Source organism: Pseudomonas putida NBRC 14164, from assembly GCF_000412675.1.
Taxonomy (GTDB): Bacteria; Pseudomonadota; Gammaproteobacteria; order Pseudomonadales; family Pseudomonadaceae; genus Aquipseudomonas; species Aquipseudomonas putida.
Map to the genome: position 1 here is coordinate 3,996,384 of NC_021505.1, position 14,655 is coordinate 4,011,038.

A 14,655-nucleotide genomic window follows, 5' to 3' on the forward strand; every position below is an offset into this window, starting at 1 on the left:
CGCGAAGAGGCCGGCACAAGCGACAGAAACGAAACAGGCCGCACGAGGCGGCCTGTTTCTTCATGCAGCGATCACCTTAGTAACGGGTGATATCCGCATTGGCTTCCAGCTGCTTGCGGTAGGCCGCGAAGTCCTGCTGGCCAGCACGCGACGCGAGGTAGCGGCGGATCTGCTGCTTCTCTTCGTCGGTGGCGGTAGCGCCTTCGTTGACGCCCTTGAGCTGCAGCACCACCAGGCTACCGTCACGCAGCACTACGCTGCCATACACCGGCTTGCCCTTGGCTTGCGGCTTGCCCAGACGGAACAGCGCCTGCAGTTCGGCCGGGTCAATACCGTCCTCGCCTCGGGTAACTGCTTCATAGGCCTTCCAGCCTTGCCCTTCGTGCACGTTGTCAGCTGCGATGGAACCGTCACGCAGGCCGGCGATCAGCTTGTCCGCCTTGGCCTTGAGCTCGGCCGTCGCCTTCTCTTTGGCCAGGTGTTCGCGGATGTTGCTGGCCACCGCTTCCAGCGGCAGTTGCTCCGGCTTGCGGTGCTCCTTGACGCGCAATACCACGGTGGTCTCCGGGTCGAGCTCGATGGCGGTGCTGTTGGCAGCCTCCTCCAGCACTTCTTCGGAGAACGCAGCCTGCACCACCGCACGGTTGGCGGTGATACCTTCACCACCCTCGCGACCGAAGGCTGCAGAGGTCTGCACCTTGAGGTTCAGGTCCTGGGCCGGCTGGGCCAGGTCGGAAGCCTCGTAGGCAGCATCCTGCAGCTGCTTGCTGGCATCGACGTAACGCTGCTCGACCAGCGGGGTTTTCAGGTCGCGGGTCAGCTTGTCCTTCAAGCTGGCGAAGCTCGGCACTTCAGGCGCCTGCACACCCAGCAGCTTGATCAGGTGATAGCCAAACTCGGTGCGCACTGGCGTCGAGACCTGGCCGTCCTGCAGCTTGTACAGCGCATCCTCGAACGCCGGGTCGTACACACCCGGGCCGGCAAAGCCGAGGTCACCACCGCTGTTGGCCGAACCCGGGTCCTGGGAGAACTCCTTGGCCAGCGCGGCAAAGTCTTCACCCTTGGCCAGACGCTGCTCGATCTCTTCGGCACGGGCCTTGGCCTGGGCGTCGGTGACCTTGTCGTTGACCTCGATGAGGATGTGCGCGGCATGGCGCTGCTCGGCGAGGTTGGCGATTTCCTTCTCGTACTGGGCCTTGAGCTCTTCGTCGGTCACTTTGACCTGGTCGAAGAACACCGACTTCTTCAGCTCGATATAGTCGATCACCACCTGGTCAGGCGACATGAACTCCTTGGCGTGCTGCTCGTAATGCGCCTTGACCTCTTCGTCGCTGACCTTGACCGCGGCCGGGTCGGCCTTGAAGGTCAGGGAGGCGAAATCGCGGGTCTGCTTCTCCAGGCGAGCGAAGGCATCGACCTGCTGGTCGGTGACAAAGCTGCTACCCGCCAGGCCGGTGCGCAGCTGGCCGATGAGCATTTCCTCGGCGAGCATCTCGCGGAACTGCATGCGGCCGTAGCCCATCTGGCGGATGACCTGGTCGAAACGGTCAGCACTGAACTTGCCATCCACCTGGAACTCCGGCGTTTGCAGGATCACCTGATCCAGCGCAGCCTCGGAGAAGGCAAACTTGGCATCTTCGGCGCCTTGCAGCAGCAATTTGCGGCTGATCAGGCCCTTGAGCGCCTCTTCACGCAGCAATTTGTCTTCCAGCAGCGCTGGGTCGAAATCCTTGCCCAACTGTTGCATCAACTGACGGCGCTGCATGTCGGCCGCCTGGGCCAGCTCGTTCTGGCTGATGGTCTGGCCGTTCACCTTGGCGGCGTCCTGGCTATGGGTGGCGGCCTGGAAAATAGCTTCGAAACCGGTCAACGCCATCAAGACGACGATAAGGCCGATGATGGTCTTGGCAATCCAACCTTGTGAATTATCCCTGATATTTTGCAGCATGCGTCCCCCAGAAACGGCTGTACCACTGCGTCGACAACCGCGGAGCGTGGGTAGAATCCTGATAAAAGAAAGGCGCATCCGAGGATGCGCCTTTTCTTAGCAAACGTGTCAGGCGGGAACGTTTGCGCCCCGCCTTCAGCGTGCTCGGCCCCGGCAAAGCCAGGTCCGGCTGAAAGACGACTTAGTTGACGGCGTCTTTCAGGCCTTTGCCAGCCTTGAAACCTGGAACCTTGGCGGCTTCGATCTTGATCGCCTTACCGGTTTGCGGGTTACGGCCAGTACGCTCGGCGCGGTCCTTTACCGAGAAGGTACCGAAGCCAACCAGAACGACGTCGTCGCCTGCTTTCAGGGCACCGGTTACGGAGTCGATCACAGCGTCCAGAGCCTTACCTGCGGTAGCTTTGGAAATGTCAGCCGATGCAGCGATAGCGTCAATCAGTTCCGACTTGTTCACTCTAAGTCCCCTTATTTCTCTATTGAGTTTGTTTCTAAGTATGTAATGAAAAGCTTATGAAACGTGCGCTGGGTGGCTTGATGACAATAGCGTGCCGCTTTATAGCAAGGGCCCGAAAAAACTGTCAAGGAAAGCCCCCCAGCCAAAAACTACTAATGCGTGCTGATTCTTTCCTTAGCATCGCCGTCGCGCTTTTCATCTTTCGCGACAATCTCAGGAGCCACATCTGGCAAGGGCTCCGGGGCGTATTGCAGCGCAATTTGCAGGACTTCGTCAATCCATTTGACCGGTTTGATCTGAAGATCCTGTTTGATATTTTCCGGAATCTCCTTCAGATCGCGAACATTCTCCTCTGGAATGATCACCGTCTTGATGCCGCCACGGTGTGCCGCCAGCAGTTTTTCCTTCAACCCGCCAATGGCCAGCACCTGGCCACGCAGGGTGATTTCGCCGGTCATGGCCACGTCGGCACGTACCGGAATCTGCGTCAGCGCAGACACCAGCGCGGTGCACATGCCCACGCCCGCGCTTGGGCCGTCCTTCGGCGTGGCGCCTTCCGGCATGTGGATGTGTACGTCGCGCTTCTCGTGGAAGTCGGCGGCAATCCCCAGGCTACGGGCGCGGCTGCGTACCACGGTCTGTGCGGCGGTGATCGACTCGACCATCACATCGCCGAGCGAGCCGGTCTTGATCAACTGGCCCTTGCCGGGGATGACCACGGCTTCGATGGTCAGCAGTTCGCCACCCACCTGGGTCCAGGCCAGGCCGGTGACCTGGCCGATCTGGTCCTGCTGCTCGGCCAGGCCATAACGGAACTTGCGCACGCCCAGCAGGTGCTCCAGCTGCTCGCTGGCCACCTTGACCTTGACCTGCTTCTGCCCGGTATGTTCCTTGACCACCTTGCGGCAGACCTTGGCAATTTGCCGCTCCAGGCCCCGCACACCGGCTTCGCGGGTGTAGTAGCGGATGATGTCGCGGATCGCCGAAACGTCGACCTCAAGCTCTTCCTTCTTCAAGCCGTTGGCCTTGACCTGCTTGGGCACCAGGTACTTGACCGCGATGTTGATCTTCTCGTCCTCGGTGTAGCCCGGAAGGCGGATGACTTCCATCCGGTCGAGCAGCGCCGGCGGGATATTCATCGAGTTCGAGGTGCACAGGAACATCACGTCCGAGAGGTCGTAGTCGACTTCCAGGTAGTGGTCGTTGAAGTTGTGGTTCTGCTCCGGGTCGAGCACTTCCAGCAGTGCCGAAGCCGGGTCGCCACGCATGTCACTGCCCATCTTGTCGATTTCATCGAGCAGGAACAGCGGGTTGCGCACACCCACCTTGGTCATCTTCTGGATCAGGCGGCCAGGCATGGAGCCGATATAGGTACGGCGGTGGCCACGTATCCCGGCCTCGTCACGCACGCCACCCAGGGCCATGCGCACGAACTTGCGGTTTGTGGCAGCAGCGATCGACTCGGCCAGCGAGGTCTTGCCCACGCCAGGTGGGCCGACCAGGCAGAGCACCGGGCCGCGGATTTTCTTGACGCGCTTCTGCACGGCAAGGTACTCGAGGATGCGTTCCTTGACCTCTTCCAGGCCATAGTGGTCGGCATCGAGAATTTCCTCGGCCTTGGTCAGGTCCAGACGCACCTTGCTCTGGGCCTTCCACGGTACCTGCACGAGCCAGTCGAGGTACGAACGCACCACCGTGGCCTCGGCCGACATCGGCGACATCTGCTTGAGCTTGTTCAGCTCGGCCTGGGCCTTGGCCAGGGCATCCTTGGGCAGGCCAGCGGCTTCGATGCGCTTTTTCAGCTCTTCGACTTCGTTGTGGCCTTCGTCACCATCACCGAGCTCTTTCTGAATGGCCTTCATCTGCTCATTCAGGTAGTACTCGCGCTGGCTGCGCTCCATCTGCTTCTTGACCCGACCACGGATGCGCTTTTCAACCTGCAGCAGGTCGATTTCAGCATCCAGCAGCGCCAGCACGTGCTCGACACGGGTGGTCAGGTCGACAATTTCGAGAATTTCCTGCTTCTGTTCGATCTTCAGGGCCATGTGGGCGGCCATGGTATCGACCAGACGCCCTGGCTCTTCGATGCTGTTCAGCGAAGACAGCACTTCAGCAGGGACTTTCTTGCCCAACTGCACGTACTGCTCGAATTGCGACAGCAACGTGCGCACGAACACTTCCGACTCGCGCTCGGCGGCGTCGGTTTCGTCGATCAGGGAGACTTCGGCACGGATGTGCCCTTCTACTTCGGTGAAACGCTCGACCGCGCCACGCTGCTCGCCCTCGACCAGCACCTTGACGGTACCATCAGGCAGTTTCAGCAGCTGCAGCACAGTGGCCACGGTGCCGACACGGTACAGGGCGTCCTCGCCCGGATCGTCGTCGGCCGGGTTTTTCTGGGCCAGCAGCAGGATCTGCTTTTCGCCCGTCATCGCTGCCTCGAGGGCTTCGATGGATTTTTCGCGCCCCACGAACAGCGGGATAACCATGTGCGGGTAAACAACGACATCGCGCAATGGCAAAAGAGGCAAGTCGAGGGTGGTCTTCATGATTTCGCCTCTACAGCGGCCTTATGGCCGGAAACCGGTGGAAATGATGCTTGGACCTAATGTGGGGGCACGCTTGGGAAATTACAAGCGCTAGCGCAGTAAAAGCAGAAAGGGGCCCGTAGGCCCCCTTCTTGCTTGCAACCGTCACCGGCCATTGCCTGAATCAGGCGTCTGGCGCGGCCTTGGCTTGCGGCTCGCTGTTCTCGTAGATCATCAGCGGCTGCGAAGTGCCTTCGATGACGCTCTCGTCGATCACCACCTTGCTGACATCCTTCTTCGAAGGGATCTCGTACATGGTGTCGAGCAACACGCCTTCGAGGATCGAACGCAGGCCACGGGCGCCAGTCTTGCGCTCCAGGGCCTTGCGTGCAACGGCCTTGAGTGCATCGCTGCGGAACTCGAGGTCGACGCTTTCCATCTCGAACAGCTTGGCATATTGCTTGGTCAGGGCGTTCTTCGGCTCGGTGAGGATCTGCATCAACGCAGCCTCGTCCAGCTCGTCGAGGGTAGCCAGCACCGGCAGACGGCCGACGAATTCCGGAATCAGGCCAAACTTGACCAGATCATCCGGCTCGACCTCACGCAGGGACTCGCCAACCTTCTTGCCTTCTTCCTTGCTGCGTACTTCTGCGCCAAAACCGATGCCACCCTTGGTGGAACGGCCCTGGATGACTTTTTCCAGGCCCGAGAACGCGCCACCGCAAATGAACAGGATGTTGCGGGTATCTACCTGCAGGAACTCCTGTTGCGGGTGCTTACGCCCACCTTGCGGCGGTACCGAGGCCACAGTGCCCTCGATCAGTTTCAGCAGCGCCTGCTGCACGCCCTCACCCGAGACGTCACGGGTAATGGACGGGTTGTCCGACTTGCGCGAAATCTTGTCGATTTCGTCGATGTAGACAATGCCCATCTGGGCCTTTTCCACGTCGTAGTCGCACTTCTGCAACAGCTTCTGAATAATGTTTTCGACGTCCTCACCCACATAACCGGCCTCGGTCAGGGTGGTGGCGTCAGCAATGGTGAACGGTACGTTCAACAGGCGTGCCAGGGTTTCGGCGAGCAGGGTCTTGCCCGAGCCGGTCGGCCCGATGAGCAGGATATTGCTCTTGCCCAGTTCGACTTCGTCGCCCTTCTTGTCACGCTGGTTCAGGCGCTTGTAGTGGTTGTATACCGCTACGGCCAGCACCTTCTTCGCGCGCTCCTGACCAATGACGTACTGGTCCAGGATGCCGCTGATTTCTTTCGGCGAAGGCAATTTGTGCGCGCTGCTCTCGGCCTGGGCTTCCTGCACCTCCTCACGGATGATGTCGTTGCACAGGTCGACGCACTCGTCGCAGATAAATACCGAGGGCCCGGCAATCAATTTGCGCACTTCGTGCTGGCTTTTGCCGCAGAAGGAGCAATAGAGCAATTTGCCGCTGTCCTCGCCGTTACGGGTGTCAGTCATTCGATCGATCCAATCCGGTAGGCTTGCAACACAAGATGAAGGCAATTGCGGGCTTTTTCAAGTCCGCAGGTAGGCGCTTTCCGCGCCTACCTGCTCTGACACCCCGGTTCAGGAGGCCAGTTGCCGCTTGTCGTAGACCGAGTCGATCAGGCCGTACTCGGCCGCGCGCGAGGCGCTCATGAAGTTGTCACGCTCAGTATCACGCTGGATGGTCTCGAGGTCCTGGCCGGTGTGGTAGGCCAGCAGCTCGTTGAGACGCGCCTTGATGCTGAGGATTTCCTGGGCGTGAATCTGGATGTCGGTAGCCTGGCCCTGGAAGCCGCCCAATGGCTGGTGAATCATCACCCGCGAGTTAGGCAGGCAGTGACGCTTGCCCTTGGCACCGGCGGTCAACAGGAACGCACCCATGCTGCAGGCCTGGCCGATGCAGATGGTCGAGACGTCCGGCTTGATGAACTGCATGGTGTCGTAGATCGACATGCCTGCAGTCACCGAGCCGCCTGGGGAGTTGATGTAAAGATGGATATCCTTGTCCGGGTTTTCCGCCTCAAGGAACAGCATCTGCGCCACTACCAGGTTGGCCATGTAGTCTTCTACAGGGCCCACCAGGAAGATCACTCGCTCCTTCAACAGCCGCGAGTAGATGTCATAGGCGCGTTCGCCACGGGCGGACTGCTCGATAACCATCGGGACCAGGCCGCCGGCGGCCTGGATGTCAGAGCTCTGCTGAATATAAGAATTGCGGGACATGTCCTGCGCTCACTCCCAAATAGTCATGGCTTGAATACGCACAAGCCAGCGCGAAGGCTGGCTTGTGGGGGTTTCCTACGAGAGAAAACGTATTACTCGGCTTCGGCTGGTGCCTCGGCTGGTTTTACGGCTTCTTCGTACGAGACCGACTTGTCGGTCACAGTCGCTTTCTGCAGAACAGTATCTACAACTTGTTCTTCCAGCACAACCGAACGCACTTCGTTCATTTGCTGGTCGTTCTTGTAGTACCAGGCGATGACCTGCTCAGGCTCCTGGTAAGCCGAAGCCATTTCTTCGATCATCTCGCGAACCTTGGCGTCGTCCGGCTTCAGTTCGAACTGCTTGACCACTTCGGCCACGATCAGGCCCAGCACTACGCGGCGCTTGGCTTGCTCGGTGAACAGCTCGGCAGGCAGCTGCTCAGGCTTGATGTTGCCACCGAACTGCTGAACAGCCTGCACGCGCAGACGGTTGACTTCGTTTTCCAGCAGGGCCTTTGGCACTTCGATCGGGTTGGCGGCCAGCAGACCGTCCATGACCTGGTTTTTCACCTTGGTCTTGATCGCCTGGCGCAGTTCACGCTCCATGTTCTTGCGAACTTCGGTGCGGAAGCCTTCCAGGGTCGACTCTTTGATACCGAACTGGGCGAAGAACTCTTCGTTCAGCTCTGGCAGCACAGGGGCGGCAACGCTGTTGACGGTGATGGTGAACTCGGCAGCTTTGCCAGCCAGGTCCAGGTTCTGGTAGTCCTCTGGGAAGGTCACGTTGACAACGCGCTCTTCGCCAGCCTTGGCGCCAACCAGGCCTTCTTCGAAGCCCGGGATCATGCGGCCGGAGCCCAGCACCAGCGGGGTACCCTTGGCCGAACCACCGGCGAACACTTCACCGTCAACCTTGCCGACGAAGTCGATGTTGACCTGGTCGTCGTTCTGCGCGGCGCGCTCGACAGCCTCGAAACGGGTGTTCTGCTTGCGCAGCACTTCCAGCATGTTGTCCAGATCGGCGTCAGCCACTTCGGCGCTCAGGCGCTCGACGTTGATCGACTCGAGGCCGGCAACGGTGAACTCAGGGAACACTTCGAAGATGGCGACGAATTCCAGGTCCTTGCCTTTTTCGAAGGACTTTGGCTCTACAGCAGGGGCGCCAGCCGGGTTCAGCTTCTGCTCGACGATGGCTTCGTAGAAGGAAGCCTGGACCAGGTCACCGAAAGCCTCTTGACGGGCGTCAGCTTCAAAACGCTGACGGATCACGTTCATCGGCACTTTACCAGGACGGAAGCCCGCAATCTTGGCGCGCTTGGCAGTCTGCTGCAGACGCTTGTTGACTTCGTTCTCGACGCGCTCGGCCGGAACGGCGATGGTCATGCGGCGCTCGAGAGCGGAAGTGTTTTCAACAGAAACTTGCATGGATATTCCTCGTTGCACAGACGTTAGCCGGCGTTAGCCCGACTCCAGAATCAAGGGCAAGCATTCTAGTGAGTCGCGCAGCAGAAGTCACCCCACTCGGGACGACGGGAAACCACGCCGGTCGATTAACTTTCAAGGCCCGCACGGCTTACCGCCGAGCCTGCTTCAATAAGGGCCGCACGACGCCCAGGGCGACCTGCAGCCGAAATACCTTGTCAAACAACTGCCAGTGGCGAATTCGCTTCCTTTATTACTCGGGATCGATTTCGTTGAACTGGCAATATTCTTCCCACCCCATCCCCAGCGCCTCGGCCACCTCGCGGTGCGTCTCCAGGCGCATGGCCTGCAGCTGTTCCGGGGTTTCGGCAATCAATTGCAGCGCCAGCTCCCAGGGCTGAATGCCCTGCTCATCGGCCGCATCCTCGAATGCCCACTCGATCTGCTGGGCCTGCTCGCGCGCATCCAGCTCACGAATCTCTTCGAGCAGCTGCGGGTTGGCCTCGGCAAAGCGCTGTAGCGCCAGGGCCTGACGGGATTCTTTTGCAATCATTGAGCTGTTCCTCTGCCGGCCAACCTGGCCGGTGTTTCAACCGGCTGAAATCTAACAGCTTTTATTGGGATGCCACTAGAGGATTGCAAGGGGCGGCACGCATTGATTTTTCATCCGGCCAACAGCCCTACAACATCATAGGAAAAGCCCTATGGCAGGAGCGACCAGCCCAGGCTTGAATGGAGCACCTTTTTTGGTACACTTCCATGGACAGGAACGACCCAACACTGAAAGCCCGCTTCTTCCGCACCAAAGCTGGCAATGAGCCCGTGCGCGAATGGCTGACTTCTCTCCAGCGCACGGACAAACACCTGATTGGCAGCGAGATCAAGACAATACAAATGGGCTGGCCGCCAGGCATGCCCATTGTCAGAAAGCTGGACAAAGGCTTATGGGAGGCAAGGGTCAACCTGGCAAACCAGACCGCCCGGGTTCTCTTTACCGTGGAGGGAAACATCATGATCCTGCTTCACGGCTTCATCAAGAAAAGCCAGAAAACACCAGCACCGGACCTGGCCACCGCCAGGCAGCGCAAAGCCGCCATAGAGAGGCACCAGCAATGAACCCCCACATCGGCACCGACTTCGATGAGTTTCTGGCAAATGAGCAGCTTGCCGAAACGGTATCTGCAACCGCCCTCAAACGCGTGATCGCCTGGCAAATCGCCGAAGCCATGAAAGCGCAGAAAGTCACCAAGAAGGCACTGGCCGAACGCATGCACACAAGCCGAACTGCGGTTGACCGCGCGCTGGATCAGAACGATCCCGGCATGACACTGGCAACCCTGGCCAGCGCAGCACGAGCTCTCGGGCAGCGCGTGGAGGTGCGCCTGGTACCAGAGAGCGCCCCCGCCTGAGCGAGGATCTACTAATCAAGATTCAAAACAAAAAGGCGCCCGATCTCACGATCAAGGCGCCTCTTCTGGAATATGGGGTGGACGATGGGAATCGAACCCACGACAACTGGAATCACAATCCAGCGCTCTACCAACTGAGCTACGCCCACCATATTGCAGTGTTGCAGTACAGCTTTACAGAAGCATGGTGCGGACGAAGAGACTCGAACTCTTACAGCTTGCGCCGCTGGAACCTAAATCCAGTGTGTCTACCAATTTCACCACGTCCGCGTAACGCTTAAAACAAAGGCGCCAGATGCTATCGAGGCGCCTTTGAAGAATATGGGGTGGACGATGGGAATCGAACCCACGACAACCGGAATCACAATCCGGCGCTCTACCAACTGAGCTACGCCCACCATATTGCATTACAACCTTACTTGCTTGCCCATGCTGCCTAATGGCGCACCCGGCAGGACTCGAACCTGCGACCATCCGCTTAGAAGGCGGATGCTCTATCCAGCTGAGCTACGGGCGCTTAAGCTTGAAGCCTAACCGAACGAGTCATTAACAGGTAACTGCTAAACCACTCATTCTGCCCGACTTAGCCAACCAGTGCTAGGCTGTGCCCGACAAGTGCGGCGAATCTTATAGGCGACCCCGAAAGTCGTCAACACCTTTTTCAAAAAAATTTAAATTATTTAAGGGGTTAGGGGATTTGCCCGACCACCCGCCTTTGCCCTTGGCGCGTGTCGTGCGAGAATACGCGCTCTTTATTGTTTCCTTCTCGATGGTTAATCACGCGTCTATGACTGCACACCTAATCGATGGCAAGGCGATCGCCGCCAGCCTGCGCAAGCAGATCGCTCAACGTGTCGTGGAGCGTCGCCAGCAAGGCCTGCGTACGCCCGGCCTGGCAGTGATCCTGGTCGGCACCGACCCCGCCTCGCAAGTCTATGTCTCGCACAAGCGCAAGGACTGCGAAGAGGTCGGTTTCATTTCGCAGGCATTTGACCTGCCCAGCGAAACCTCGCAGCAGGCCCTGACCGAGCTGATCGATCGCCTCAATGACGACCCGGCTGTAGACGGCATCCTGCTGCAACTGCCGCTGCCGGAGCACCTGGACGCCTCGCTGCTGCTCGAGCGCATTCGCCCGGACAAGGACGTGGACGGCTTCCACCCGTATAACGTAGGCCGCCTGGCCCAGCGCATTCCGCTGCTGCGCCCCTGCACACCGAAAGGCATCATGACCTTGCTGGAAAGCACTGGTCAGGACCTGTATGGCATGGATGCGGTGATCGTCGGCGCCTCCAACATCGTGGGTCGCCCGATGGCCATGGAGCTGCTGCTGGCCGGCTGTACCGTGACCGTCTGCCACCGCTTCACCAAGGACCTGGCCGGCCATGTCGGGCGTGCCGACCTGGTGGTCGTGGCTGCCGGCAAGCCGGGCCTGGTCAAGGGTGAGTGGGTCAAGGAAGGCGCCATCGTCATCGACGTGGGCATCAACCGCCAGGAAGACGGCAAGCTGGTCGGCGACGTGGTCTACGAGACCGCCCTGCCGCGCGCGGGCTGGATCACCCCAGTGCCGGGTGGCGTCGGGCCGATGACCCGGGCCTGCCTGCTGGAAAACACGCTGTATGCGGCGGAAGAGCTGCATAAGTAATAGCGCGTGATGCGAAAACGGCACCTCTGGCAGGTGCCGTTTTTTTTGCCTGTGATTTATGCATTGGCCTTGCTGGCCTCTTCGCGGGCTTGCCCGCTCCCACAGGAACACCCCAACCCTTGAGAGCGGTGCAGTGCCTGTGGGAGCGGCCGAGCCCGCGAAGAAATCAACGCGGTGCTCAGCCGATCACTTGCGCGCCGCCTCCCACGACTTCAGCAGTTCGGTGTAGCTGACTGTCTCGCCCTTGGGCTTTTCGTTGGCCAGCTTAGGCTTCGGTGCGCCCGGCTGGTCGAACCAGTACTGGGCGTCTTTCTCCGGGTTCATCTTGGGTGCACAGGTCGCCTGGGCATTGGAGCGCTGCAAGCGTTCCATCATGCGGTCCTGGTCGCGGGCCAGGCCGTCCAGGGCTTCCTGCGGGGTCTTCTCGCCACTGGCCACTTCGGCGATATGGCTCCACCACAGCTGCGCCAGCCGCGGGTAATCCGGCACGTTGGTGCCGGTCGGCGTCCACTGCACCCGCGCCGGGCTGCGGTAGAACTCCACCAGCCCGCCCAGCTTGGGCGCCAGGTCGGTCATGGCCTGGGAGTTGATGTCCGACTCGCGAATCGGCGTCAGGCCGACGATGGTCTTTTTCAGCGACACGGTCTTGGAGGTGACGAACTGGGCATACAGCCACGCCGCCAGGCGTTGCTTCTCGGGGGTGGACTTGAAGAACGTCCACGAGCCGGTGTCCTGGTAGCCCAGTTTCATCCCCTCCTCCCAGTACGGCCCCTTCGGCGAAGGCGCCATGCGCCACTTCGGCGTGCCGTCGGCATTTACCACCGGCAAGCCAGGCTTGGTCATGTCGGCGGTAAACGCGGTGTACCAGAATATCTGCTGGGCAATGTTGCCCTGCGCCGGTACCGGGCCGGCTTCGGAGAAGGTCATGCCCTGGGCCTCCTTGGGCGCGTAGGCACGCATCCAGTCCACGTACTTTTGCGTGGCATAGACGGCCGCCGGCCCGTTGGTGTCGCCGCCGCGGGTCACGCTGGACCCCACAGGATGGCAGTCCTCGACGCGAATGCCCCATTCATCCACCGGCAAGCCGTTGGGCAGGCCCTTGTCACCGCCACCGGCCATGGAGAACCAGGCATCGGTGAAGCGCCAGCCCAGCGAGGGGTCTTTCTTGCCGTAGTCCATGTGCCCGTAAACGCGCTTGCCGTCGATTTCTTTGACGTCTTCGGTGAAGAACTTGGCAATGTCCTCGTAGGCCGACCAGTTCACCGGCACGCCCAGCTCATAACCGTACTTTTCCTTGAATTTAGCCTTCAGCTCTGGGCGCTCGAACCAGTCGGCGCGGAACCAGTACAGGTTGGCGAACTGCTGGTCGGGCAGTTGGTAGACCTTGCCATCCGGCGCAGTGGTGAAGGAAATACCGATGAAATCCTTCAGGTCGAGGGTCGGCGAGGTGTAGGCCTTGCCCTCGTTGGCCATCAGGTCGGTAATCGATTCCACCTTGCCATAGCGAAAGTGCGTACCGATCAGGTCGGAGTCGTTGACCCAGCCGTCGTAGATGTTCTTGTCCGACTGCATCTGCGTCTGCAGTTTCTCCACCACATCGCCTTCCTGCAGCAGGTCGTGGGTCAGCTGGATGCCGGTGATCTCGCTGAAGGCCTTGGCCAGCACCTTGGATTCATACTCATGGGTGGTGATGGTTTCCGACACCACATTGATCTTCATGCCACGGAACGGCTCGGCGGCCTTGATGAACCACTGCAATTCAGCCAGTTGCTGTTCAGGGGTAAGGGTCGAGGGCTTGAACTCACTGCCGATCCATTTTTTTGCTGCATCTTCGTACTGGTCGGCCCAGGCAGCGCCATGCGCGCTGGCCAGTACCAGCAACGCGGCAAGGGTCAAATGTCGCCTGTTGTGCTTGTTATCGAACATTGTGATCTCCCGTTTCAGTTATCCCACAGGGCCGCTCGCTCAGCCCCAGCGCAGCACCACCACCAGCCACGCCAGCGATAGCAGCGAGGCCACCCACAAGGGCCAGTCGCTGACGCCGACCACCAGCAGGTGCAGGTAGGCGCTGGCCAGCAGGCCGATGAACAAGCGGTCACCACGGCTGGTGACCAGCGGCAAGAAGCCCCGTCGCGCTACGCAGGGGCGGCGCAGTTCAAGCAGGGTCATGCCCACCAGCAGCACGCCAACGGCGACGAAGAACAGCGCCGTCGGCAGGGTCCAGGCCATCCACTCCATGCGTTGCCCTCCTCACACCCGGCCCAGGGCAAAGCCCTTGGCCACATGGTTGCGCACGAACCAGATCACCAGCATGCCCGGCAAGATGGTCAGTACCCCCGCCGCCGCCAGCACACCCCAGTCGATGCCTGATGCCGACACGGTGCGGGTCATTACCGCAGCAATCGGCTTGGCGTTCACTGAGGTCAGGGTGCGCGCCAGCAGCAGTTCGACCCAGGAGAACATGAAGCAGAAAAACGCCGTGACGCCGATGCCGGAGCCAATCAGCGGAATGAAGATTTTCACGAAGAAGCGCGGGAAGCTGTAGCCGTCGATGTAGGCCGTTTCGTCGATTTCCTTAGGCACCCCCGACATGAACCCCTCCAGGATCCACACCGCCAGCGGCACGTTGAACAGGCAGTGGGCCAGGGCCACGGCGATATGGGTATCGAACAGGCCAATCGACGAGTACAGCTGGAAGAACGGCAGCAGGAATACCGCCGGTGGCGCCATGCGGTTGGTCAGCAGCCAGAAGAAAAGGTGGCGGTCGCCGAGGAAGCGGTAGCGCGAGAAGGCATACGCTGCCGGCAACGCCACCAGCAGCGAAATCAGCGTGTTCAGGCACACGTAATACAGCGAGTTGAGGTAGCCGCTGTACCAGCTGGCATCGGTGAAGATCACCCGGTAGTTGTCGAGGGTGAACGCCTGCGGCCACAGGGTCAGGCCACCCAGGATCTCGGTATTGCTCTTGAACGACATGTTCAGCAGCCAGTAGATCGGCACCAGCAGGAAGAAGAAGTACAGCAGCAGGGCCAGCGATTTGCGCGTGCTCATGG

Annotated in this window: 13 protein-coding genes and 4 tRNA genes; 3 read left to right on the forward strand and 14 right to left on the reverse strand. The window is 60.1% G+C overall.

Annotated features, from left to right (window positions below):
- Positions 1-76: 76 nt before the first annotated feature.
- From PP4_RS17645 to PP4_RS17675, 7 genes are all read right to left on the reverse strand, one after another.
- A complete protein-coding gene (locus PP4_RS17645) occupies positions 77-1,948 on the reverse strand; it encodes a SurA N-terminal domain-containing protein (RefSeq protein ID WP_016500557.1) in 1,872 nt (623 codons plus the stop codon).
- A gap of 181 nt (positions 1,949-2,129) precedes the next feature.
- Complete coding sequence (locus PP4_RS17650; RefSeq protein ID WP_016485887.1) at positions 2,130-2,402, reverse strand: HU family DNA-binding protein; 273 nt, start codon at positions 2,400-2,402, stop codon at positions 2,130-2,132.
- 152 nt (positions 2,403-2,554) lie between these two features.
- Positions 2,555-4,951: an endopeptidase La gene (gene lon / locus PP4_RS17655; protein ID WP_016500558.1), complete on the reverse strand. Its 2,397-nt coding sequence runs from the start codon at positions 4,949-4,951 to the stop codon at positions 2,555-2,557.
- A gap of 163 nt (positions 4,952-5,114) precedes the next feature.
- Positions 5,115-6,398, reverse strand: a complete 1,284-nt coding sequence (clpX, locus tag PP4_RS17660; protein ID WP_016485885.1) for an ATP-dependent Clp protease ATP-binding subunit ClpX — start codon at positions 6,396-6,398, stop codon at positions 5,115-5,117.
- A gap of 108 nt (positions 6,399-6,506) precedes the next feature.
- The gene (clpP, locus tag PP4_RS17665) at positions 6,507-7,148 is read right to left on the reverse strand and encodes an ATP-dependent Clp endopeptidase proteolytic subunit ClpP (RefSeq protein WP_012271562.1); all 642 of its coding nucleotides are present in this window, start codon (positions 7,146-7,148) and stop codon (positions 6,507-6,509) included.
- A 92-nt stretch (positions 7,149-7,240) separates the two neighbouring features.
- A complete protein-coding gene (tig, locus tag PP4_RS17670; RefSeq protein WP_016500559.1) occupies positions 7,241-8,554 on the reverse strand; it encodes a trigger factor in 1,314 nt (437 codons plus the stop codon).
- Between the two features lie 250 nt (positions 8,555-8,804).
- Positions 8,805-9,104 (reverse strand): DUF6388 family protein, encoded by a 300-nt coding sequence (locus PP4_RS17675; protein ID WP_016500560.1) that lies wholly within the window; start codon positions 9,102-9,104, stop codon positions 8,805-8,807.
- A 206-nt stretch (positions 9,105-9,310) separates the two neighbouring features.
- Here PP4_RS17675 and PP4_RS17680 point away from each other — a divergent pair, with 206 nt between their 5' ends.
- Both PP4_RS17680 and PP4_RS17685 read left to right on the forward strand, forming a co-directional pair.
- Positions 9,311-9,667, forward strand: a complete 357-nt coding sequence (locus tag PP4_RS17680) for a type II toxin-antitoxin system RelE/ParE family toxin (RefSeq protein ID WP_016500561.1) — start codon at positions 9,311-9,313, stop codon at positions 9,665-9,667.
- Positions 9,664-9,960, forward strand: a complete 297-nt coding sequence (locus tag PP4_RS17685; protein WP_016500562.1) for an XRE family transcriptional regulator — start codon at positions 9,664-9,666, stop codon at positions 9,958-9,960. Before PP4_RS17680 ends, PP4_RS17685 begins: the two co-directional genes overlap by 4 nt.
- Positions 9,961-10,033: 73 nt before the next feature.
- On the opposite strand, the gene PP4_RS17690 is transcribed toward PP4_RS17685, so the two are convergent.
- From PP4_RS17690 to PP4_RS17705, 4 genes are all read right to left on the reverse strand, one after another.
- A tRNA-His gene (locus PP4_RS17690) sits at positions 10,034-10,109 on the reverse strand.
- A gap of 36 nt (positions 10,110-10,145) precedes the next feature.
- Positions 10,146-10,230, reverse strand: a tRNA-Leu gene (locus tag PP4_RS17695).
- A 52-nt stretch (positions 10,231-10,282) separates the two neighbouring features.
- A tRNA-His gene (locus tag PP4_RS17700) sits at positions 10,283-10,358 on the reverse strand.
- A gap of 42 nt (positions 10,359-10,400) precedes the next feature.
- Positions 10,401-10,477, reverse strand: a tRNA-Arg gene (locus PP4_RS17705).
- A gap of 270 nt (positions 10,478-10,747) precedes the next feature.
- Between PP4_RS17705 and folD the strand changes: the two genes are divergently transcribed.
- Positions 10,748-11,602 (forward strand): bifunctional methylenetetrahydrofolate dehydrogenase/methenyltetrahydrofolate cyclohydrolase FolD, encoded by an 855-nt coding sequence (gene folD / locus PP4_RS17710; protein ID WP_016500563.1) that lies wholly within the window; start codon positions 10,748-10,750, stop codon positions 11,600-11,602.
- Positions 11,603-11,788: 186 nt separating this feature from the next.
- Here the strand turns inward: folD and PP4_RS17715 are convergent, their stop codons facing one another.
- Genes PP4_RS17715 through PP4_RS17725 form a run of 3 tightly spaced genes read right to left on the reverse strand, consistent with a single transcriptional unit; the run spans position 11,789 to position 14,653 of the window.
- Positions 11,789-13,528, reverse strand: coding sequence for an ABC transporter substrate-binding protein (locus PP4_RS17715; RefSeq protein WP_016500564.1), 1,740 nt, complete (start codon positions 13,526-13,528; stop codon positions 11,789-11,791).
- Between the two features lie 39 nt (positions 13,529-13,567).
- Positions 13,568-13,840, reverse strand: a complete 273-nt coding sequence (locus PP4_RS17720; protein ID WP_016500565.1) for a DUF2160 domain-containing protein — start codon at positions 13,838-13,840, stop codon at positions 13,568-13,570.
- Between the two features lie 12 nt (positions 13,841-13,852).
- Entirely contained in the window at positions 13,853-14,653 is an 801-nt protein-coding gene (locus tag PP4_RS17725) for a carbohydrate ABC transporter permease (protein ID WP_016500566.1), read from the reverse strand.
- Positions 14,654-14,655: the final 2 nt, after the last annotated feature.

Excerpts from the sequence above, each read along its gene's own strand:
- PP4_RS17685 (WP_016500562.1), top strand. The coding sequence starts at position 9,664 with ATGAACCCCCACATCGGCACCGACTTCGATGAGTTTCTGGCAAATGAG.
- folD (WP_016500563.1), top strand. The coding sequence starts at position 10,748 with ATGACTGCACACCTAATCGATGGCAAGGCGATCGCCGCCAGCCTGCGC.
- PP4_RS17675 (WP_016500560.1), bottom strand. The coding sequence starts at position 9,104 with ATGATTGCAAAAGAATCCCGTCAGGCCCTGGCGCTACAGCGCTTTGCC.
- clpX (WP_016485885.1), bottom strand. The coding sequence starts at position 6,398 with ATGACTGACACCCGTAACGGCGAGGACAGCGGCAAATTGCTCTATTGC.
- PP4_RS17715 (WP_016500564.1), bottom strand. The coding sequence starts at position 13,528 with ATGTTCGATAACAAGCACAACAGGCGACATTTGACCCTTGCCGCGTTG.
- clpP (WP_012271562.1), bottom strand. The coding sequence starts at position 7,148 with ATGTCCCGCAATTCTTATATTCAGCAGAGCTCTGACATCCAGGCCGCC.
- PP4_RS17645 (WP_016500557.1), bottom strand. The coding sequence starts at position 1,948 with ATGCTGCAAAATATCAGGGATAATTCACAAGGTTGGATTGCCAAGACC.
- tig (WP_016500559.1), bottom strand. The coding sequence starts at position 8,554 with ATGCAAGTTTCTGTTGAAAACACTTCCGCTCTCGAGCGCCGCATGACC.
- lon (WP_016500558.1), bottom strand. The coding sequence starts at position 4,951 with ATGAAGACCACCCTCGACTTGCCTCTTTTGCCATTGCGCGATGTCGTT.
- PP4_RS17720 (WP_016500565.1), bottom strand. The coding sequence starts at position 13,840 with ATGGAGTGGATGGCCTGGACCCTGCCGACGGCGCTGTTCTTCGTCGCC.
- PP4_RS17725 (WP_016500566.1), bottom strand. The coding sequence starts at position 14,653 with ATGAGCACGCGCAAATCGCTGGCCCTGCTGCTGTACTTCTTCTTCCTG.
- PP4_RS17680 (WP_016500561.1), top strand. The coding sequence starts at position 9,311 with ATGGACAGGAACGACCCAACACTGAAAGCCCGCTTCTTCCGCACCAAA.